17 protein-coding genes are annotated in these 19,177 nt (G+C 70.9%); 11 read left to right on the top strand and 6 right to left on the bottom strand.

The features are described from left to right. Positions 1–36: 36 nt before the first annotated feature. Positions 37–1,854, top strand: coding sequence for a DUF885 family protein (locus G3573_RS07815; RefSeq protein ID WP_163260525.1), 1,818 nt, complete (start codon positions 37–39; stop codon positions 1,852–1,854). A gap of 60 nt (positions 1,855–1,914) precedes the next feature. Here the strand turns inward: G3573_RS07815 and G3573_RS22545 are convergent, their stop codons facing one another. Continuing rightward, the gene (locus G3573_RS22545) at positions 1,915–3,018 is read right to left on the bottom strand and encodes a S41 family peptidase (RefSeq protein WP_163260524.1); all 1,104 of its coding nucleotides are present in this window, start codon (positions 3,016–3,018) and stop codon (positions 1,915–1,917) included. 167 nt (positions 3,019–3,185) lie between these two features. On the opposite strand from G3573_RS22545, the gene G3573_RS22540 reads away from it, so the two are divergent. From G3573_RS22540 to G3573_RS07775, 7 genes are all read left to right on the top strand, one after another. Continuing rightward, entirely contained in the window at positions 3,186–4,310 is a 1,125-nt protein-coding gene (locus G3573_RS22540) for a histidine kinase (protein WP_163260523.1), read from the top strand. Between the two features lie 5 nt (positions 4,311–4,315). Then, positions 4,316–5,044 carry a LytTR family DNA-binding domain-containing protein gene (locus G3573_RS07800; protein ID WP_240454577.1) on the top strand — a complete coding sequence of 243 codons (729 nt, stop codon included), beginning with the start codon at positions 4,316–4,318 and terminating at the stop codon, positions 5,042–5,044. A gap of 244 nt (positions 5,045–5,288) precedes the next feature. Then, entirely contained in the window at positions 5,289–6,362 is a 1,074-nt protein-coding gene (gene recA, locus G3573_RS07795) for a recombinase RecA (protein WP_163260522.1), read from the top strand. Positions 6,363–6,638: 276 nt separating this feature from the next. Further along, positions 6,639–7,379, top strand: coding sequence for an RDD family protein (locus G3573_RS07790; protein ID WP_163260521.1), 741 nt, complete (start codon positions 6,639–6,641; stop codon positions 7,377–7,379). Between the two features lie 118 nt (positions 7,380–7,497). After that, the gene (alaS, locus tag G3573_RS07785) at positions 7,498–10,143 is read left to right on the top strand and encodes an alanine--tRNA ligase (protein WP_163260520.1); all 2,646 of its coding nucleotides are present in this window, start codon (positions 7,498–7,500) and stop codon (positions 10,141–10,143) included. A gap of 129 nt (positions 10,144–10,272) precedes the next feature. Beyond that, positions 10,273–10,566 (top strand): hypothetical protein, encoded by a 294-nt coding sequence (locus G3573_RS07780; protein ID WP_163260519.1) that lies wholly within the window; start codon positions 10,273–10,275, stop codon positions 10,564–10,566. A 143-nt stretch (positions 10,567–10,709) separates the two neighbouring features. Then, the gene (locus G3573_RS07775; RefSeq protein WP_163260518.1) at positions 10,710–11,219 is read left to right on the top strand and encodes a DUF4136 domain-containing protein; all 510 of its coding nucleotides are present in this window, start codon (positions 10,710–10,712) and stop codon (positions 11,217–11,219) included. A 4-nt stretch (positions 11,220–11,223) separates the two neighbouring features. Here the strand turns inward: G3573_RS07775 and G3573_RS07770 are convergent, their stop codons facing one another. Continuing rightward, positions 11,224–13,134, bottom strand: a complete 1,911-nt coding sequence (locus G3573_RS07770; protein ID WP_163260517.1) for an APC family permease — start codon at positions 13,132–13,134, stop codon at positions 11,224–11,226. 134 nt (positions 13,135–13,268) lie between these two features. On the opposite strand from G3573_RS07770, the gene G3573_RS07765 reads away from it, so the two are divergent. Then, positions 13,269–14,207 carry an alpha/beta hydrolase-fold protein gene (locus tag G3573_RS07765; protein WP_163260516.1) on the top strand — a complete coding sequence of 313 codons (939 nt, stop codon included), beginning with the start codon at positions 13,269–13,271 and terminating at the stop codon, positions 14,205–14,207. 129 nt (positions 14,208–14,336) lie between these two features. Here G3573_RS07765 and G3573_RS07760 read toward each other — a convergent pair whose 3' ends face one another. From G3573_RS07760 to G3573_RS07745, 4 genes are all read right to left on the bottom strand, one after another. Beyond that, complete coding sequence (locus G3573_RS07760) at positions 14,337–15,239, bottom strand: AEC family transporter (RefSeq protein ID WP_163260515.1); 903 nt, start codon at positions 15,237–15,239, stop codon at positions 14,337–14,339. Positions 15,240–15,462: 223 nt separating this feature from the next. Continuing rightward, positions 15,463–15,861: a VOC family protein gene (locus G3573_RS07755; RefSeq protein ID WP_163260514.1), complete on the bottom strand. Its 399-nt coding sequence runs from the start codon at positions 15,859–15,861 to the stop codon at positions 15,463–15,465. Positions 15,862–15,937: 76 nt separating this feature from the next. Then, the gene (locus G3573_RS07750) at positions 15,938–16,501 is read right to left on the bottom strand and encodes a DUF2939 domain-containing protein (protein WP_163260513.1); all 564 of its coding nucleotides are present in this window, start codon (positions 16,499–16,501) and stop codon (positions 15,938–15,940) included. Between the two features lie 180 nt (positions 16,502–16,681). After that, positions 16,682–17,902, bottom strand: a complete 1,221-nt coding sequence (locus G3573_RS07745) for an NADP-dependent isocitrate dehydrogenase (protein WP_163260512.1) — start codon at positions 17,900–17,902, stop codon at positions 16,682–16,684. A 280-nt stretch (positions 17,903–18,182) separates the two neighbouring features. Between G3573_RS07745 and G3573_RS07740 the strand changes: the two genes are divergently transcribed. Together G3573_RS07740 and G3573_RS07735 are read left to right on the top strand one after the other, a co-directional pair. Continuing rightward, positions 18,183–18,956 (top strand): DUF2092 domain-containing protein, encoded by a 774-nt coding sequence (locus G3573_RS07740; RefSeq protein ID WP_163260511.1) that lies wholly within the window; start codon positions 18,183–18,185, stop codon positions 18,954–18,956. Further along, the coding region (locus G3573_RS07735) for a hypothetical protein (protein ID WP_163260510.1) at positions 18,953–19,177 on the top strand (225 nt) is incomplete at its 3' end. The genes G3573_RS07740 and G3573_RS07735, both read left to right, overlap by 4 nt.

Raw genomic sequence — 19,177 nt, 5'->3', positions numbered from 1 at the left:
CCCCTCGAGGGCCCGCATCATTGGGGAGTGAGAAGCGTGATCGACCGTCGTCAACTGCTCGCCGCGGGGGCGGGCGCCGGCGCCCTGGCCGCCGCCGTTCCGGCTCTGGCGCAAGTCCAGACCGAAGACCAGAAGCTGGACGCGCTTCTGACCCGCCACCTGGAAGAGAACCTGAGCGACTCGCCCGAGCAGGTGACGAGCCTCGGCCTCGACACCGGCGCCCGCGCGGCCATGAAGTTCAAGCTGGACGACCGCTCGCTGGCTTCGGTCGCCGAAGACAAGGCCCGCGCCGCGCGCCGCCTGAAGGAATTCGGTTCGATCGACCGGGCCAAGCTATCCGCGGCCTCGCAGGTCACCTACGACATCACCAAATTCCGCTACCAGGTCTCGGCCGACGGCGCGAAGACCTTCAACTACGGCTCGATGGGCGGGCGTCCGAACCCGTACATCGTCAGCCAGCTGGGCGGCTCCTACCAGAGCCTGCCGGACTGGCTGGATAACCAGCACAAGATCTCCAACAAGGATGACGCCGACGCCTATGTCTCGCGTCTGAACGCCTTCGCCACGGCGCTCGACCAGGAGACCGACCGGGTGAAGCACGACGCCGGCGTGGGCGTGATCGCCCCCGACTTCGTGCTGGCCAAGGCCATCGTCCAGCTGAGCGCCCTGCGCGACACCGCGCCGGGCGAGACCTCGCTGGTGCGTTCGCTGGTCCGCCGCGCCCAGGCCGCCGGCGTCGCCGGCGACTATGAAGCCACCGCCACGGCCATCGTCGCCGGCCCGGTGCGCGCCGCCCTCGACCGCCAGATCGACGCCCTGAAGTCCCTGCAGCCGAAGGCCGGCCACGACGCCGGCGTGTGGCGCCTGCCCAAGGGCGAGGCGCTGTACGCCCACGGCCTGAAGTCCAACACCACCACCAGCCTGTCGGGCGAGGAGATCCACAAGATCGGCCTCGAGCAGGTGGCTGAGCTGCAGTCCGAGATCGACGTGATTCTGAAGGCCCAGGGCATGACCCAGGGCACGGTCGGCGAGCGCATCACCGCGCTCAGCAAGGACCCGCAGCACCTCTATCCGAACACGGACGAAGGCAAGGCCGAGCTGCTGGCCGCGCTGAACGTCCAGGTCCAGGCCATGTGGGCCCGTCTGCCGGAAGTGTTCGCCACCGTGCCGAAGGCGCGCGTGGAGATCCGCCGCGTGCCGGTGACCATCGAGGCCGGCGCGCCGGGCGGCTACTACAACCGCCCCTCGCTCGACGGCTCGCGCCCGGGCGCCTACTACATCAACCTGCGCGACACCTCGGAATGGCCGAAGTGGGGTCTGCCGACCCTGAGCTATCACGAGGCCGTCCCGGGCCACCACCTGCAGAACGCGCTGGCCCTGGAAGCCGGCGAACTGCCGCTCTACCGGCGCCTGGGCAGCTCCTCGTCCTACAACGAGGGCTGGGGCCTGTACGCCGAGCAGCTGGCGATGGAGATGGGCGTCTATGAGAACGACCCGCTGGGCCGGGTCGGCTTCCTGCAGTCCTACCTGTTCCGCGCCGTGCGCCTGGTCGTCGACACCGGCATGCACCACAAGCGCTGGAGCCGCGAACAGGCGATCAAGTGGATGGTCGACAACTGCGGCGAGCCGGAATCCTCGGCCGCGCGCGAGATCGAGCGCTACTGCGTGTGGCCGGGCCAGGCGTGCAGCTACAAGATCGGCCACACGGTCATCGCCCGCATCCGCAACGAGGCCAAGGCCAAGATGGGCGCCAAGTTCGACCTGAAGGGCTTCCACGACGCGGTGCTGCTGAACGGCTCGGTGCCGCTGACCGTGCTGGAGCGCAACGTCGGCGCCTGGGCGTCCAACGCCTGATCGGCCACGACGACTGAAAACTTGAAGGCCCCGGCGCTTCCGCGCCGGGGCCTTTTACGTTCAGGGCTGGGCGCTGCGGGGGAGGGCGGCCTCGGCGTCGGACCTGGCCTTGGCCAGCTCGCGCGCCTGGCCCGGCGTCAGGCCCTCGGTCGGCAGGGCCTGCAGAGCGCGGGCGTAGGCGACGTAGAGCGCGTCGGCCGGCGCGGTCGGCACGTCGGGCTTCACGCCCGTGCCGTTCGGCGTGCCCTTGGTCACCGGGTGCTCGGAGCGGCCGTTCGAGACCCAGGCGCGCAGACCCGCGCCCAGGTCGTACGGCGGCCGGTTCATCGGATTGGCGCCGCCGCGGGTGGTCTCGCCGACCACCGTGACGCGCCCGGCGGTCTGCAGGTCGTAGGCGAAGGCCTCGGCCGCCGAGATGGTGAAGTTTGCGGTCAGCAGGAAGACCGGGCGGGCGTAGCGCTTCTCGGCCGGATAGTCGGTGGTCTCGCCGGGCACGCGGGTGAAGGTCTCGCCCTCGCGCCAGATCAGCTCGGAGCGGGGGATCGGCTGGGAGGCCATGCGTCCGATCAGGGCGGCCATGGCCGCGCCGCCGCCGCCGCGGTTGTTGCGCAGGTCGATGATCAGGGCCTGGGTGTCCTGCACCAGGTCCATGGCCGCCTCGGCGCGCCTGGCGCCCTCCGGGCTGTCGGAGAACTGGCGCAGGTCGATGTAGCCGATATTGCCCGGCATGCGCTGGACGGTCGTGAAGCCGTAGGCGTCGGCGGCTTCGGTCGCCAGCGGGTTCGCCGGCGCCGGGCGCGGGCCCGGCGCGCTGGCGCGGACGTAGAAGTGGTGGTCGTCCAGCGCCGCGCCGATGTCGCGGGTCAGCCGCTCGGCGAAGGCCGACTTGTCGCCGATCGCCAGATACTGGTTCCAGCCGGCCTTCAGGGCCTTGCGCGCCTTCGCGGCGGCGTCCGGGAAGATGTAGGTGTCGAGCGCGGCGTCCAGCGCCTTCAGGGCCGCCGTCGCCTCGGCGCGGGTCAGCGCCTCGGCCGGAGCCGCGGCGGGCGTGGCGGCCTGGGGCGCGGCCTGAGGCCCGGCTTGGGTCGTGGTTTGGGCGGTCACGCTGGCGGCGGAGCCGGCGAGCAGGGTGGCGAGCACGGCGGCGGCGAGGGGCTTGTGCACGGGGCGGCTCCGGAGCTTTGCTTTGACGCTTGTATCACCGCCTCCGCGCGGCGGGTCCGCCGCCCTGCGACCGAGCGCCGGAACCGCGACGAAGGTGCGACGAAGGTCCGAGCGCTCAGACGCCTGTCCGTGTAGGCTCTTTGCGTGTCTTGCTCAGGTTCACGCCCGTGACGTCCACCGCCGCGCCTGTCGTTTCCGACCGCCACTGGCCCCAGGCCCTGCGGCTGATCGGGGGCGTGTGGACGCTGGGCCTGCTGCTGATGATGGCCGGCGGTCTGGCCGAGCCGGACCTGTTCTCGCCGCGCGAGGCGGTGCGCTGGACGGCGCTGGCCGCGCTGGGGGTGACCCTGTGCGCCGGCGCCTGGCGGCTCGCTATCGCTATTCCTGAGGGCCGCCGCCCGGGGCGGGTCGTCGTCCTCGGCCTTGTTCTTTCGCTCGCCTGGGCGCTGCACGTCGCCGCCGACGTGCAGACCGCCGGCTGGCTGCATCCGGGCGAGGCGCCGCAGGGCCAGGTGGTGTCCGACAACCCGTTGTTCGCCCTCACCATGCGGCTGGTGATCACCACCAACGCGGTGCTCTACCTGGCGCTCTACGGCTTCTTCGGCATGGGGGCGACCGGGCTGATCTCGGTGATCGAGACCCGCGAGCGCGACCGTCGCCTGGCCGAGGCGCTGGCGGCGGCCAGCCGGGCGCAGCTGGCGGCGCTGCGCTTCCAGCTCAACCCGCACTTCCTGTTCAACACCCTCAACGCCATCGGCAGCCTGGTGGTCACCATGCGCGCCAAGGAGGCCGAGGCGATGATCGGCAAGCTGTCGGACTTCCTGCGCGCCTCGCTGGCGGCCGACGCCGAGCCGTTCACCCCGCTGGAAGACGAGCTGGCCGTGACCCAGGCCTATCTGGACATCGAGGCCGAGCGCTTCCGCGACCGCATGCGGGTGGTCTGGGACTGCCCGCCGGAGCTGCTGCGGGCCATGGCGCCCAGCTTCCTGCTGCAGCCGCTGGTCGAGAACGCGGTGAAGTACGCCGTGAGCCCCGCCTTGCGCCCGGTGACCCTGCGCGTGGCGGCCAGCCGTGAGGGCGAGGATCTCGTCCTTTCGGTCGAGGACGACGGGGCCGGCGAGGTGCAGGCTGGTCCGCGTCCGCCGGGAATCGGGGTCGGCCTGAACAACGTGCGCGAGCGGCTGGCCCTGCTGTACGGGCCGCGCGCGGTTCTGGATGCGGGCGCGAACGGCGAGGGCTTCCGGGCGGCGGTCCGGTTCCCGCTGACCTGGGCGGAGAGGGCTGCGGCGTGAGCGAGATGCTGAGAGTGGTGCTGGCCGACGACGAGCCGCTGGCCCTGGAGCGGCTGGCGGTGGCCTTCGAGGACGTGCCGGGCGCCGAGGTGGTGGCGACCGCCCGCAACGGCGTCGAGGCGCTGGACGCCATCGCGCGGCTGCAGCCGGACCTGGCGGTGCTGGACATCCAGATGCCGGGCCGCTCGGGCCTCGGCGTCGCCGCCGACATTCCTGCCGAACGGCGCCCGGAGATCATCTTCCTGACCGCCTTCGAGCACCACGCGGTCGACGCCTTCGACGTGGAGGCGGCCGACTATCTGCTCAAGCCGCTGCGGCTGGACCGCCTGCGTCAGGCGGTGGACCGGGTGCGTCGCCGCCGCGAGGGCCGCCGGCCCGCTCCGGTGGAGACGGCGCCCGTGGCCGGCGACTTCTGGGTGCAGGGCCGCCAGGGCCTGGAGCGCGTGCCGCTGAAGTCCATCGAGTGGATCGAGGCGGCCAAGGACTACGTGCTGCTGCACACCGCCCAGCGCAGCCATATCCTGCGCGCCACCATGGCGGCGCTGGAGGAGCGGCTGGACCCGACCGAGCTGATACGCGTGCACCGCTCCGCCTTCGTGCGGCCGGAAGCCGTTCGCGAGTTCCAGCCGAACGGGGCCGGGGGCGCGGTGCTGACCCTGGCCGACGGCGTCGCCGTGCCGGTCGGCCCAAGCTACATGCCCGTCGCCAAGCGTCTGTTCTCGAACGCCGGCTGAGCGCGGCTTTCAGTCGCGCGGGGCGGGAGGCCACCGCCGAGCGCCCTCGTCGGGTCGCGAAATCCTTGTTCAGCAAGGGGGCGCGCGCTTCATGCGCCGTTCCGGCCCGCGATGATGATGAGAACATCTTGCGAACATGGAACGAAACGGGTACGGTTCAGCTCATGGGGACGCTTCGAGCGGTCGAGACGGCGGGGCTCTCCGGCAGACACGATTTGGAATCGTGCGATAGGGGAGGCCCGAAGTGACACAGGCGGCATTGAGACTCGTGGGCAAGGACGAAGCGGACAAGCAACGCGCGCTGGAAGCGGCGCTGGCTCAGATCGACCGGGCGTTCGGCAAGGGCTCGGTGATGAAGCTGGGCGCCGGCGGCAAGGTGGTGGAGATCGAGTCGGTCTCGACCGGCTCGCTGGGCCTCGACCTGGCGCTGGGCATCGGCGGCCTGCCGAAGGGCCGCATCGTCGAGATCTACGGGCCGGAGAGCTCGGGCAAGACGACGCTGGCCCTGCACACCGTGGCCGAGGTGCAGAAGGCCGGCGGCACCGCCGCCTTCGTCGACGCCGAGCACGCGCTCGACCCGGTCTACGCCAACAAGCTGGGCGTCAACCTCGACGACCTGCTGGTCTCCCAGCCGGACACCGGCGAGCAGGCGCTGGAGATCACCGACACCCTGGTCCGCTCCGGCGCGATCGACGTCATCGTCATCGACTCGGTGGCGGCCCTGACGCCGAAGGCCGAAATCGAAGGCGAGATGGGCGACAGCCTGCCGGGCCTGCAGGCGCGCCTGATGAGCCAGGCGCTGCGCAAGCTGACCGCCTCCATCTCCAAGTCCAAGTGCCTGGTGATCTTCATCAACCAGATCCGTCACAAGATCGGGGTGATGTACGGCTCGCCGGAGACCACCACCGGCGGCAACGCCCTGAAGTTCTACGCCTCGGTGCGCCTGGACATCCGCCGCACCGGCGCGATCAAGAATCGCGACGAGGTGGTCGGCAACTCCACCCGCGTGAAGGTGGTGAAGAACAAGGTGGCCCCGCCGTTCCGCGAGGTCGAGTTCGACATCATGTACGGCGAAGGCGTGTCCAAGATCGGCGAGATCATCGACCTGGGCGTCAAGGCCGGGGTGATCGACAAGTCCGGCTCCTGGTTCTCCTACAACAGCACCCGCATCGGCCAGGGCCGCGAGAACGCGCGCGAGTTCCTGAAGACCAATCCCGACGTCGCGCTCGAGATCGAGCGCCGGGTGCGCGGCCAGTCCGCCAAGCTCTCCGAAGAGCTGCTGGGCACGCCCGAGCCCGACGAAGGCCAGGACTCCTGAGCCTTTAGAGTTCCCGTCGAGGGCGACCGGCGCGACCCGCCGACCGACCCCGCGCCGTAAGCGTCCTCACGGTCCCTGAGGCGCCCGCCCTCCCGGCGGGCGCCTCAACTTTATTCCGGGGAACCGGGCGCCCGTCCTGCTGGCAGACACCTCGACTTTCAGCCGGGGCGGGCCGGCCCCGGCGGCCTCCGCTCGACAAATCAATTCCCGCGCGAATGCGCCTGTCGCGCCCGCGACGGCATGCGTATGGTGCCGCCGTTCTCGGGGGAGGCGTGCGTGGATCGGCGTTGGTTCTACCGGGCGGCGGACGTCGTCGCCGGGCCTGTCAGTGTCGCCGAGCTTCGGGAGCTCCTGCAATCGGGGGCGGTCTCGTCGGAAACGTCCGTCCGTCCCGAGGGCGGCGAATGGGCCACGCTGGCACAGATGATCCCCGACCTGGTCGCGCCGTCGGCTCCGGCGGACGTGTGGACCGATCGCAAGCCGCATCCCTGGCGGCGCTACTTCGCCCGCCTGCTCGACAATCTGCTCGTCGGCTCCGTCCTCTGGCTCTCGATCGGCACGATCGGCTACGCCGTCGCCCCCGACGCGGCCGCCGAGGTGTTCGGCCTGTTCTCCGGGCCGGGCGGCAAGCTGCTCGACGCCGTGGCGACCGTCGCCCTGATGATCCCGGCCCATGCGCTGATGATCGGCCTGACCGGATCGTCGCCGGGCAAGTGGATCTTCGGCGTGCGCGTGCTGCGCCAGGGCAAGGCGATCGGCGTGCCGGCGGCGTTCGCGCGCGAGCTGAGCGTGTGGGGGCGCGGGATGGGCCTGGGCGTGCCCCTCGTCTCCCTGTTCACCCTGGTGTCGAGCTACACCCACCTGACGGAGAACGGCGCGACGCCCTGGGACCAGGGGCAGCGCAACGCCGTGGTGCATCGCCCTGAGGGCGGGGTGCAGACCGCCCTGACCCTGATCGGCGTCGCGGCGGTCGTCGTGGTGGCCGTGCTGGTTCAGCTCAACGCCGCCCTGACCTGACCGACGGCGGGGGCGCCGCGCCCGCCCGCTTGCCGCGCCGCAGCAAAGCGCTTGGCTCCCCGGGGCCCCACTCTCTATATGAGCGGTCTCTTTTCCGCTCCCGCGCGCGCGAGTCCCAATGGCCTCCCTGAACCAGATCCGCAGCACCTTCCTCGACTACTTCGGCAAGAACGGCCACGAGGTGGTGCCCTCGGCTCCGCTGGTGCCGCAGAACGACCCGACGCTGATGTTCGTCAACGCGGGCATGGTGCCGTTCAAGAACGTGTTCACCGGCGGCGAAACCCGTGCGATCCCGCGCGCGACCTCCTCGCAGAAATGCGTGCGCGCCGGCGGCAAGCACAACGACCTGGACAACGTCGGCTACACCGCGCGCCACCACACCTTCTTCGAGATGCTCGGCAACTTCTCGTTCGGCGACTACTTCAAGGAGCGCGCGATCGAGCTGGCCTGGAACCTGGTCACCAAGGAGTACGGCATCCCGCAGGACCGTCTGATGGTGACGGTCTACATCGACGACGACGAGGCCCACGGGCTGTGGAAGAAGGTCGCCGGCCTGTCCGACGACCGCATCGTGCGGATCGCCGGTTCCGACAACTTCTGGTCCATGGGCGACACCGGTCCGTGCGGCCCCTGCACCGAGATCTTCTACGACCACGGCCCGAGCGTGGCCGGCGGCCCTCCGGGCAGCGCCGACGCCGACGGCGACCGCTGGGTCGAGATCTGGAATCTGGTGTTCATGCAGTTCGAGCAGTCGGCCGACGGCTCGCGGAAAGCCCTGCCCAAGCCCTCGATCGACACCGGCATGGGCCTGGAGCGCCTGGCCGCCGTGCTGCAGGGCGTGCACTCCAACTACGACACCGACCTGTTCCGCGCCCTGATCGCGGCCAGCGAAGAGGCCACCAAGGTGAAGGCCGAGGGCGACCGCGCCCCGTCGCACCGGGTGATCGCCGACCACCTGCGCTCCTCGTCCTTCCTGATCGCCGACGGCGTCACCCCGTCGAACGAGGGCCGCGGCTACGTGCTGCGCCGCATCATGCGCCGCGCCATGCGCCACGCGCACCTGCTGGGCGCGCAGGAGCCGCTGATGCACCGCCTGGTGCCGGCGCTCGTGGCCCAGATGGGCGACGCCTATCCGGAGCTGAAGCGGGCCGAGGCCTTCGTCACCGAGACCCTGCGCCAGGAGGAGGAGCGGTTCCGCACCACGCTGGGCCGCGGCATGAGCCTGCTGGACACCGCCACCAAGGACCTGGGCGAAGGCGGGGCCATCCCGGGCCAGACCGCCTTCACCCTGTACGACACCTACGGCTTCCCGCTGGACCTGACCGAGGACGAGGCGCGCCGTCGCGGCCTGACCGTCGACGTCGAGGGCTTCAACGCCGCGATGGACGAGCAGCGTCAGCGCGGCAAGCAGAACTGGAAGGGCTCCGGCCAGGTCGCCGCCGCCGCCGAGTGGTTCGCCATCCGTGACCGCCTCGGCCCGACGCAGTTCATCGGCTACGACCACACCGAGGGCACGGCCGAGACCCTGGCCATCCTGAAGGACGGCCAGCCGGTCGACCACGCCGACGCCGGCGACACGGTCGAGGTCGTGTTCGACCGCACGCCCTTCTACGCAGAGAGCGGCGGCCAGGCCGGCGACACCGGCCAGATCGAGTGGGCCGGCGGCTCGGGCCACGTTGTGGACACCGCCAAGCAGGCCGGCGACCTGCACGTGCACAAGATCACGGTCGGTTCGGCGCGCCTGTCGGTCGGCGACCACGCGCACCTGTACGTCGACGCCGAGCGGCGCACCCGCACCCGCGCCAACCACTCGGCCACCCACCTGCTGCACGCCGCCCTGAAGAACGTGCTGGGCCCGCACGTGGCCCAGAAGGGCCAGATGGTCGACGGCGAGCGCATCCGCTTCGACTTCAGCCACGGCCAGCCGCTGACCGCCGCCGAGATCGACCGGATCGAGGACGAGGTGAACGCCGTCGTCCGCCAGAACGTGCCGGCCGACGTCCAGGTCATGGCCCCGCAGGCGGCCATGGAGGCCGGCGCGACGGCCCTGTTCGGCGAGAAGTACGGCGACGAGGTCCGCGTGCTGACGCTCGGCCAGGCGCTGGAAGGCGAGGGGGCCTATTCGATCGAGCTGTGCGGCGGCACCCACGTGGCCCGCACCGGCGACATCGCCCTGTTCAAGATCGTCTCGGAAGGCGGCGTCGCCGCCGGCGTGCGCCGCATCGAGGCCCTGACCGGCGAGGCCGCGCGTCGCCACCTGCTCGACCAGGCCAACGTCTCGGTCGGCCTGGCCCAGCAGTTCAAGGTGCAGCCGGCCGACGTGCCGGCCCGCATCGAGGCCCTGATCGCCGAGCGCCGCAACCTCGAAAAGCAGCTGGCCGACGCCAAGCGCCAGCTGGCGCTGGGTGGCGGCGGCGGCGCGGCCGCGGGCCCCGAGGAGATCGGCGGCGTGAAGTTCATGGGCCGCGTGCTGGACGGCGTCGGCGGCAAGGAGCTTCGCCCCATCGCCGAGGAGTTCAAGAAGCAGATCGGCTCCGGCGTCGTGGCCGTGGTCGGCGTGGCCGAGGGCAAGGCGGCGGTGACCGTCGCCGTCACCCCGGACCTGACCGGCCGCTTCAACGCCGCCGAGCTGGCCCGCGCCGCCGTGATCGCCATGGGCGGCCAGGGCGCCGGCGGCAAGCCGGACTTCGCCCAGGGCGGCGCGCCGGACGCTTCCAAGGCCGAAGCCGGCGTCGAGGCGGTCAAGGCGCTGCTGGCCGGCTGAGGCTGGCCGACAGGCTGAAACGCGAAGGGCCCGGAGAGCGATCTCCGGGCCCTTTCGTTTGGGTTGAGCTTCGATCTTGCCGAGACGGCGCCTCGATGAGAACGTCGGTCTCAAATGGGGGCGTGATCGATGCTGAACAATTCCGAGCCTGTCGGGCCGCTCGGCTGGCTTGTGCGCCTCATGACCGCGGCGCTCGTGGCCGTGTTCGGGATCTCGATGTGGATCGGCGCCCACAGCCCGTCCGCCCCCGACGCTTCGCTCGGAAAGGTCTTCCCGATTACCGACGACGGGCGGACGGTGTACGTCACGGCGCTCGAGCGATGGCCGATGTCGGCGGCGCCCGTCCTGTTCCTCGCCGTTTTCGGCCTGCTGGTGCTTCAGGATCTCTTGCCGGCCTGGCGTCCGGACCGCAGCAAAGCCTAGACCTGCTTCGCCGGCCAGGATCTCCCAGCTGAACGGACGCCGGGCTGACGAGCTCACCGCGCCGAAACTCGAGTGCGACGGCGCGAACTTCAAACAGTGCGAGCCGGTTCTCCTCAGGCAACTGCCGAGTGAGGGCGGTCGAAATGTCGAAGGCTTCAGCGGCCCTTCTGGCGTCGGTACTCCTGGGTCTCGCGGGATGCGCGACAGAGGTCACGACCGAGACCGCGCCCAACGCGAACATGTCGGCCTATCGCAGCTACGCCTGGAACGATCAGGCCGCGCCTCAGGGCATGAGCCCGGTCCTGTTCGACAACGTCCGCGCGGTGATCGACCGTGACCTGCAGGCGCGCGGCTTCGCCCGTGGGCCCGAGCCCGACTTCACCGTCTCGATCGAGCTGATCTCGTCGGCCTGGAACAACACCTACGACTATTACGACATGCCGAGCTGGTACTTCGGCTGGGGCATCACGCCGGACACCCGCGTGAACGGCTCGCTGATGATCACCGTCTACGACGCCCACACCCAGCAGCCGATCTGGCACGGCAAGGGCACCAGGAGCCTGGGCTCGCACGTGAGCCAGTCCGACATCGAACAGATCGTCGATCCGGTCGTGGCGCAGTTTCCGGCAGGGAGCCCGCCGCCCTCCCGCTAAAGGGTCACTCCAGCCGCCAGGGCACGTCGATCAGGGTCACGTCCTCGCCGCCGTGCTGCAGGATGTGGGCGCGGAGCGCGCGGGCCCGGTGGGCGTGCAGCGGGTATTCCCACCAGCGCCGACTGACGATCTGGGGGATCAGCACGGCGATGCGTCGCCGGGGGCCGAAGCTCTCCTCCAGCTCCTCGGTCAGCTTCAGGAAGGGTTCGTGCAGGGAGCGCCGCTGGGCGGCCAGGACGAACAGCCGAGGCGGCGGCCGCCCGGCCTTGCGCGCCGGGTCCTCGACATAGACCCGCCAGTCGCGCTTCAGCCCGCTCAGGTCCTCGTCCTCGTCGGGGCCGGAGAGCTGGCTCAGGTGCACGCCGATGACGTCGGGCGACAGGGTCAGGGCGAACTGCACCGCCTTCTCGGCCACCCGGTTCCAGCGTTCCAGGGCGACCAGGACCAGCATGGGGCTTTCGGGCTGGAACACCACCGGCCGGGTGGCGGCGACCTCCGTCTCCAGCCGCCTGTAATAGCGGCCGACGGCGTGCAGCAGGCCGATCACCAGCGGGATGGCCAGCACGGTGATCCACGCCCCCTCGAAGAACTTGGCGGTCAGGATCACGACCAGGGCCGCGCCGGTGGTCGCGGCGCCCACAGCGTTGATCGCCAGGTGGGTCGCGTGGCGCCGGCGCTCTGCGGCGTCCTTCGCCTGCCTCAGCATGCGCCGCCAGTGCAGCACCATGCCGGCCTGGGACAGGGTGAAGGTCAGGAAGGCGCCGATGGCGAAGAGGGGGATCAGCCGGTCGGTGATCCCGCCGAACATGGTCAGCAACACGCCCGCGCAGGCGCACAGGTAGAGGATGCCGACCGAGAACACGAGGCGGCGACCCGACAGGGTGAAGGACTTGGGCAGGAAGCCGTCGGCGGCGATCATGCGGCAGAGCCGCGGAAACCCGGCGAAGCTGGTGTTGGCCGACAGGGCCAGAACGCTCAGCAGCGCGCCGATCGCCACGTAGTAGAACACGCCCTGGCCGACCACGGCGGCCGCCAGCTGGGCCAGCACGCTGCGATAGCCCTCGCGGCTCTGGTCCATCGCCCCGATGTGGAAGGCCGAGGCCAGCCAGGCGATCCCGGCCAGCAGCACGCCCAGTATGGCGACGATGGCGGCCAGCGTCCGGTGGCCGTTGCGCACGCGCGGCTCGCGAAAGGCGCTCATGCCGTTGCTGACCGCCTCGACCCCGGTCATGGCCGTGCAGCCGCTGGCGAAGGCGTGCAGCAGCAGCCAGGCCGACGCGGTCTGGGTGGCCGGCCCCAGCGGCGGCGGGCTGACCAGCGGCTGCGGCGCGCCGCCGGCCATGAGCGTGCGGACGATCCCGATCGCCAGGATCAGCAGGAAGCTGGCGACGAACAGGTAGGTCGGCACGGCGAACAGCCGCCCGGCGTCCAGCGTGCCCCTCAGGTTCACAATGGTGACGACGGCCAGGATGGCCAGGCACAGGGGCAGGATGTGCGGGTGCAGGGCCGGCACGGCCGAGACCAGGGCGCCGACCCCCGCCGATATGCCCACGGCGACGTTGAGCACGTAGTCGATCATCAGGGCGGCGGCGGCCAGCAGGCTGGTCCCGGCGCCCAGGTTCTCGCGCGCGACGATGTAGGCCCCGCCGTTCGACGGATAGGCGGCGATGGTCTGCCAGTAGGAGACGAACAGGATGGCCAGCAGGCCCACGATGGGGGCCATGACCCAGCCGATGAAGGCGAGGCTGGCCGCGCCCAGCGGCATGAGGATGGTCAGGGCCGCCTCCGGCCCGTAGGCCGAGGAGCCCAGCCCGTCCAGGCCCATGGCCGGCACGCCCTCGAACGCGCCGATCTTGCGCTCGGGGGACTCGCGGTTGGCCAGCCGGCGGCCCAGGATCAGTCGCCAAAGGTTCAAGCCGCCTCCGCGTCGCCCCCGGCGGCCTAAACTGCCCGGCGCGGGGGATTGTGCGCGGGGGGCGACACAAGCCTGGGGGCCGCCGTGTCGCCACATTCTCCCTTAGGGTCGAACGGCTCAGCTGGGGGGATGCGATGCGTATGAAGGCTCTGGTTTCGGCGGTGGTCCTGGCGGTCGCCCTGTTCGCGGGCGCCTGCAGCGAGCGGGCCGACGCCCAAACCCAAACCAGGGTCTCGACGCCCCCGGCCGCCGCCACCGAGGGCGCGCCCTACGTGCTGAAGGGCACCCAGGTCTGGAGCGTCCCGGACCCGGTGTCGGGGCGCCAGTACGAGGTGTTCGTCAACCTGCCGGCCGATTACGAGGCGCATCCGGAGCGGCGCTATCCGGTGCTCTACGTCACCGACGCCGACTACGCCTTCCCGGTGATCCGCAGCATCGCCCGGCGGGTGAACCTGGACGGCCCGGTGCTGGAGGACTTCATCCTGGTCGGCTTGTCCTACGCGCGGGGCGACTCCGGCGCGGACAGCCGCCGGCGCGACTACACCCCCACGCCCAACGGCCCGAACAAGGGCGTGCACGGGCAGGGGGCGGCCTACCAGGCCTATCTGAAGGCGCAGGTCCTGCCCTTCGTCGAGGGCCGCTTCCGCGCCGATCCCGCGCGCCGCGTGCTGCTGGGCCACTCCTACGGCGGCCTGCTGGGCGCCCAGATCCTGCTGACCGACCCGACCCTGTTCCACGGCTACGTGCTGGGCAGCCCGTCCTTCTGGTACGACCGGCGCCACGTCATGAAGATGGAGGCGGCCTACGCCGGGACGCACCGCGATCTGCCGGCCGAGGTGTTCATGTACGTGGGCGGTTTCGAGACGGTGGGGCCGGGGCCGCGCCAGAACCGCACAAACGACCTGGTCGGCGACATGGCCGCCTTCGAGCGCGTGCTGAAGTCTCGCCACTATTCAGGCCTGCACGTTCAGTCCGTCGTGCTGGACGGCGAGGACCACCTGACCGTGGCCCCGGTGGGCTTCACCCGCGCGCTGATGGCGGTGCTGCCGGCGAAATCGCCGGCGGGCGCGTAGGGCTCAGGCGAACGCCACGCTGGCGACGACCAGCAGGATGAGCGCGGGAAGGATCACTTTGTGCATTGGCCGGGGTGTCCCAGACGTGGATGTCCGACCGGTGCGCTGCAAGGCCGGCGCCGTCGCGGCTCAGGCGGTGAGCCAGCCGGCCAGCAGGGTCAGGGTCACGGCCGAGGCCAGGGTGGCCAGCGCCACCACCTGCGCCGCGCCGCGCGCGAACACGCCGTAGGCGCGCGCCTGGACGAAGACGGTGACCGCGGTCGGGCAGGCGGCCATCAGCACGGCGACCGTGCGGAAGGCGGCCGAGGCCCCGACCAGGCCGGTGGCGATCCAGACCAGGGCGGGCGAGACCAGCAGCTTGGACGCCGCCGCCCAGGCGACCGGCGGAATCTCCGCCCGGGGCGCGTGACCGGCCTCGAGCGTCAGCACCGCGCCAAGCGCCACGAGGGCCACGGGGCTTGCGGTGGCGGCGAGCGCGCCGGCCGCGGCGTCGATCGGCCCGGGCAGGACCAGGCCGAGCGCCAGCATGGCCGCGCCGATCAGGGCGGCGACCACGACCGGGTTGGTGGCCACGCTCCTCAGCGCCCCGGCCCCGCGGACCACGCCGACGCTGAACGACAGCAGGATCACCGCGTCGATGGCCATGATGGCGCTGGCGGCCGAGCGGGCGTGCTCGCCCAGCACCGACACGGTCAGCGGCAGGCCCAGGAAGGCGGTGTTGCCGACGGTCGCCGCCATCGCCGCCCCGGCCCGCACCTCGCGCGGCCACTGGAGCGCCCGGCCCAGCCCGACGGTCAGAAGCAGGGGCAGGGCGGCGGCGACCACGTAGGCCGCGAGGCCGCGCGCGTCGGCCAGGCTGGGCGGCGCCGCGTGCGACAGGCCGAACACCAGCAGCGCCGGAAAGCCGATCCAGTAGACGTAGCGCGACAGCCCCTGCGCGGCGGCTGCGTCCAGCAGTTTCAGCCGCGCCGCCAGCGCGCCGGCGCCGATGATCAGGAAGAAGGGAAGGACGCGCGAGAGGACGAAGAGCATGACGCCGCCTCGGTGCGCGAGCGTGGCCGGCGGGTCAAGCTTTCGTGGTTCCTTCTCCCCTTGCGGGAGAAGGTGGCCGGCGGAGCCGGCCGGATGAGGGGGGTCTGCGCCGAGGCGTCAGGACGAGAGATAGACAGGCGCCACGCTGGAACAGCCCCGCGCTGTCACCCCTCATCCGACGCGCTCCGCGCGCCACCTTCTCCCGCAAGGGGAGAAGGGGAAATTACGCCGGCTGGTACGTGGTGCAGTACGCCGCCAGCTTGTTGCCGACCGGATCGCGCACGTAGGCCAGGTAGTAGTTCGGGCTGCCGTACTGAGGCCTGGGGCCCGGTGCGCCTTCACAGGTCCCGCCGTTGGCCATGGCCGCGGCGTGGAAGGCGTCGACGTGGGCCGGGGTCGGGGCGTGCAGGCCGACCATGACGCCGTTGCCGGCGCGGGCCGGCTGGCCGTTCGCCGGGGTGGCCAGCATGACGCCCGGCGCGTCCGGATTGGCGGTCGAGCCGTAGCCGGCCCAGCCGTCCTTGTCCCACTTGCGCTCGCAGCCGAGCGCCGCCAGCACCGGGTCGTAGAAGGCCATGGCCTTGTCGAGGTCGTCGTGGCCGATGGTGACGTAGCTGATCATGGAGCTCTCCTGAAGGCGGGCGAAGCGTAGCGCTTCGCGCGAACGAAGCAAGAACGTTGTTCGCCGTTCGGAGGGCTTAGTGAGCGGGAACGGGCGCGGGCGCGGCGGCGGTCGCCGCGGCCGGGGCGGTGGTCGTCGCCGCCGCCTTCGGCAGGCCGACGTGCACCAGCTTCCACTTGAACAGCCCCTTGCGCTCGAAGGTGAAGATGGTCTCGCCGGATTGGCCCGGAACGCCCAGGCGGGCGCGGTTCGGTCCCCAGTGGCGCACCGACAGGGTGTTCCCCGGCTGGTCGACGGGCGTGTCGTTGGGCGCGGCGCGGCCGGCGCCGAGGGTCAGGCGGTGCAGCGCCTTGGGCGTCAGATAGGCGTCGGCGCCCGGCGCGGTGAACGGCTCGATGGCGTGCTTGAGCGCGCCGAGCGGATCCTGGAACACGTCCGGGCCGGGCGTCGGAGCGGCGATCAGTTGCGGCTGCAGGCTGCGCCGCACGGCGGCGAAGTCGACCAGGTCGTTGAGGGCGTCCACGTCCTCGCTCTGCGCGGCCGAACGCAGGGCGAAGAACGCCCCGATCGGTGCGAGCACGAAGGTCCCGGCCGCGCCGAGCACGGCGACGATCAGCAGGATCGGCAGCAGACGTTGCATCTTCCCCTCGCTTCCCCGAGCGAGCGGCGGACCATGCGCGTCGCGCCGCTGTTAACCTTCACCTTGTCCCGGTTTTGCGAAGGTTTGTCGAGGAACGTCGGTCGCTGAGCGCCCAAACGAAAACCCCCGCCGCGCGGGAAGCGCGGCGGGGGCTGATCGTGGACCCTTCGGTCAGGCGGCTCAGGCCGCCTTGGCCATGGCCGCTTCCAGGTTCTCGGCGACCTTGTCGAGGAAGCCCTCGGTGGTCAGCCAGCCCTGCTGGTCGCCGACCAGCAGCGCCAGGTCCTTGGTCATGAAGCCGCTTTCGACGGTCGCCACGGTGACCTTTTCCAGGGTCTCGGCGAAGGTCTGCAGTTCGGCGTTGCCGTCCAGCTTGGCGCGGTGCTTCAGGCCGCGGGTCCAGGCGTAGATCGAGGCGATCGAGTTGGTCGAGGTCGACTCGCCGCGCTGGTGCTGGCGGTAGTGGCGGGTGACGGTGCCGTGGGCGGCTTCCGACTCCACGACGTTGCCGTCCGGGGTCATCAGGACCGAGGTCATCAGGCCGAGCGAGCCGAAGCCCTGGGCGACCACGTCCGACTGCACGTCGCCGTCGTAGTTCTTGCAGGCCCAGACGAAGCCGCCCGACCACTTCATGGCCGCGGCGACCATGTCGTCGATCAGACGGTGCTCGTAGGTCAGGCCGCGGGCCTTGAACTCGGTCGCGAACTCGGCGTCGAACACTTCCTGGAAGATGTCCTTGAAGCGCCCGTCATAGGCCTTGAGGATGGTGTTCTTGGTCGACAGGTAGACCGGGAAGTTGCGCTGCAGGCCGTAGGCGAAGCTGGCGCGGGCGAATTCGGCGATCGAGTCGTCGAGGTTGTACATGCCCATGGCCACGCCGGCCGACGGGAACTGGAACACCTCGTGCTCGATGGTCTTGCCGTCCTGGCCTTCGAACTTGATGGTCAGGCGACCCGGGCCCGGGACCTTGAAGTCGGTGGCCTTGTACTGGTCGCCGAAGGCGTGACGGCCGACGACGATCGGCTGGGTCCAGCCCGGCACCAGGCGCGGGACGTTCTTGCAGATGATCGGCTCACGGAAGACCACGCCGCCCAGGATGTTGCGGATGGTGCCGTTCGGCGACTTCCACATCTTCTTGAGGTTGAATTCTTTCACCCGGGCTTCGTCCGGGGTGATGGTGGCGCACTTCACGCCCACGCCGTGGCGCTTGATGGCCTCGGCCGCGTCGACCGTCACCTTGTCCTCGGTGGCGTCGCGGTTCTCGATCGACAGGTCGTAATAGTCGAGCTCGAGGTCCAGGTACGGGAAGATCAGCTTGTCCTTGATCAGCTTCCAGATGATGCGGGTCATCTCGTCGCCGTCGATGTCGACGACCGGATTGGCGACCTTGATCTTGGCCATGTGACTTCCATCCCTCTCTTACAGTTCGCGCGAGCGCGGGCGGCGCACAGGGCCGGGCCGCGGCGCGGGTGGGCGCCCGTATAAACGCTCGGACGAAGCGGCGCCAGCGGGGACCCGGGCGGAGGCGCGTCGGACCCTCAGCAGAATCCCGGGGGCGGGTCGGCAATAGGCCTGAGCGACATCTCGACGCGATGGCCGGATGTTCGACGGCCACGCGTGGTCGCCCGGCCGGGCCCGCGAGAACGGTCATGACCGAGGGGGCCGGGGAGGGAGCCGAACCATGACCCGAGCCGTCACGCGCTCGACGCTCGCGCTCGCGACCAGAGCCCTGGCCGCCGCCGCACCGGCCTCGGCCGACGACGACGCGCGCGCGATCCTGAAATCGATGTCGGACTATCTGGCCAGCCAGAACAACCTTTCGGCCCGGTTCGACGTCGACCTGGACGTGATCACCCCGGAGATCGAGCGGATCAGCTACAGCGCCTCGGGCGAGATGACCCTGGCTCGGCCGGACAAGCTGCACGTCCAGCGGACCGGCGGCTATTCCGACATCGAACTGGTGTTCGACGGCAAGACCGCCACCGTGTTCGACCGCTTCGGCAAGACCTACAGCCAGCTGAAGGCGCCGGGCTCGGTCGACCAGCTGATCGACCTGCTGCGCACCAAGTACACGCTGGACATGCCGGCCGCCGACCTGCTGCTGACCAAGAGCTACGACGAGCTGACCTCGGGCGTGATCGAGGCCAAGCACATCGGCGAGGGCGTGGTGAACGGCGAGGCGTGCGAGCACCTCGCCTTCCGCAACGTCGACACCGACTGGCAGCTGTGGGTGCGCAAGGGCGCCCAGCCGCTGCCCTGCAAGTACGTGATCACCAGCAAGACGGTGGCGGGCGCGCCGCAGTACGCCGTCACCCTGCACGACTGGAAGACCGGCGCCGCGCCCGCGACGGCGTTCTCGTTCAACGCGCCCGCGGGGGCGAAGTCCGTCGGCATCGACGCCATGTCGAACATCGGCGAACTGCCCGCGCCGGCGGCGGCTGGAGCCAAGCCATGATCGTCCGACGCCTGTTCATCGCCGCCGTCGCGGCCGCCGCCTTCGCGGGCGGCCTGTCCTGGAGCGGCGTGCTGCTGCCCAAGACGCCGTCCGACCTGGTCAGCCAGGCCCAGGCGGTGGTCGGCCGGCCGGCGACGCCGGTCAGCTACGCCGGCGTGGCGCGCCGCACGACCCGGCGCACGGTGGCCGCGACGGCGGCGGTGACCGCGCCCGTCTACGCC

Source organism: Caulobacter sp. 17J65-9 (genome assembly GCF_010975005.1).
Classification (GTDB): domain Bacteria; phylum Pseudomonadota; class Alphaproteobacteria; order Caulobacterales; family Caulobacteraceae; genus 17J80-11.
Note: the sequence above shows the minus strand (reverse complement) of the source record. Positions and strands in the feature narration are given on the sequence as shown.

Coding starts and splice junctions, on each gene's coding strand:
- G3573_RS07740 (WP_163260511.1), top strand. CDS start 18,183: ATGACCCGAGCCGTCACGCGCTCGACGCTCGCGCTCGCGACCAGAGCC.
- G3573_RS07755 (WP_163260514.1), bottom strand. CDS start 15,861: ATGATCAGCTACGTCACCATCGGCCACGACGACCTCGACAAGGCCATG.
- G3573_RS07750 (WP_163260513.1), bottom strand. CDS start 16,501: ATGCAACGTCTGCTGCCGATCCTGCTGATCGTCGCCGTGCTCGGCGCG.
- G3573_RS07780 (WP_163260519.1), top strand. CDS start 10,273: ATGCTGAACAATTCCGAGCCTGTCGGGCCGCTCGGCTGGCTTGTGCGC.
- G3573_RS07800 (WP_240454577.1), top strand. CDS start 4,316: ATGCTGAGAGTGGTGCTGGCCGACGACGAGCCGCTGGCCCTGGAGCGG.
- G3573_RS07745 (WP_163260512.1), bottom strand. CDS start 17,902: ATGGCCAAGATCAAGGTCGCCAATCCGGTCGTCGACATCGACGGCGAC.
- G3573_RS07760 (WP_163260515.1), bottom strand. CDS start 15,239: ATGCTCTTCGTCCTCTCGCGCGTCCTTCCCTTCTTCCTGATCATCGGC.
- G3573_RS07765 (WP_163260516.1), top strand. CDS start 13,269: ATGCGTATGAAGGCTCTGGTTTCGGCGGTGGTCCTGGCGGTCGCCCTG.
- G3573_RS07775 (WP_163260518.1), top strand. CDS start 10,710: ATGTCGAAGGCTTCAGCGGCCCTTCTGGCGTCGGTACTCCTGGGTCTC.
- alaS (WP_163260520.1), top strand. CDS start 7,498: ATGGCCTCCCTGAACCAGATCCGCAGCACCTTCCTCGACTACTTCGGC.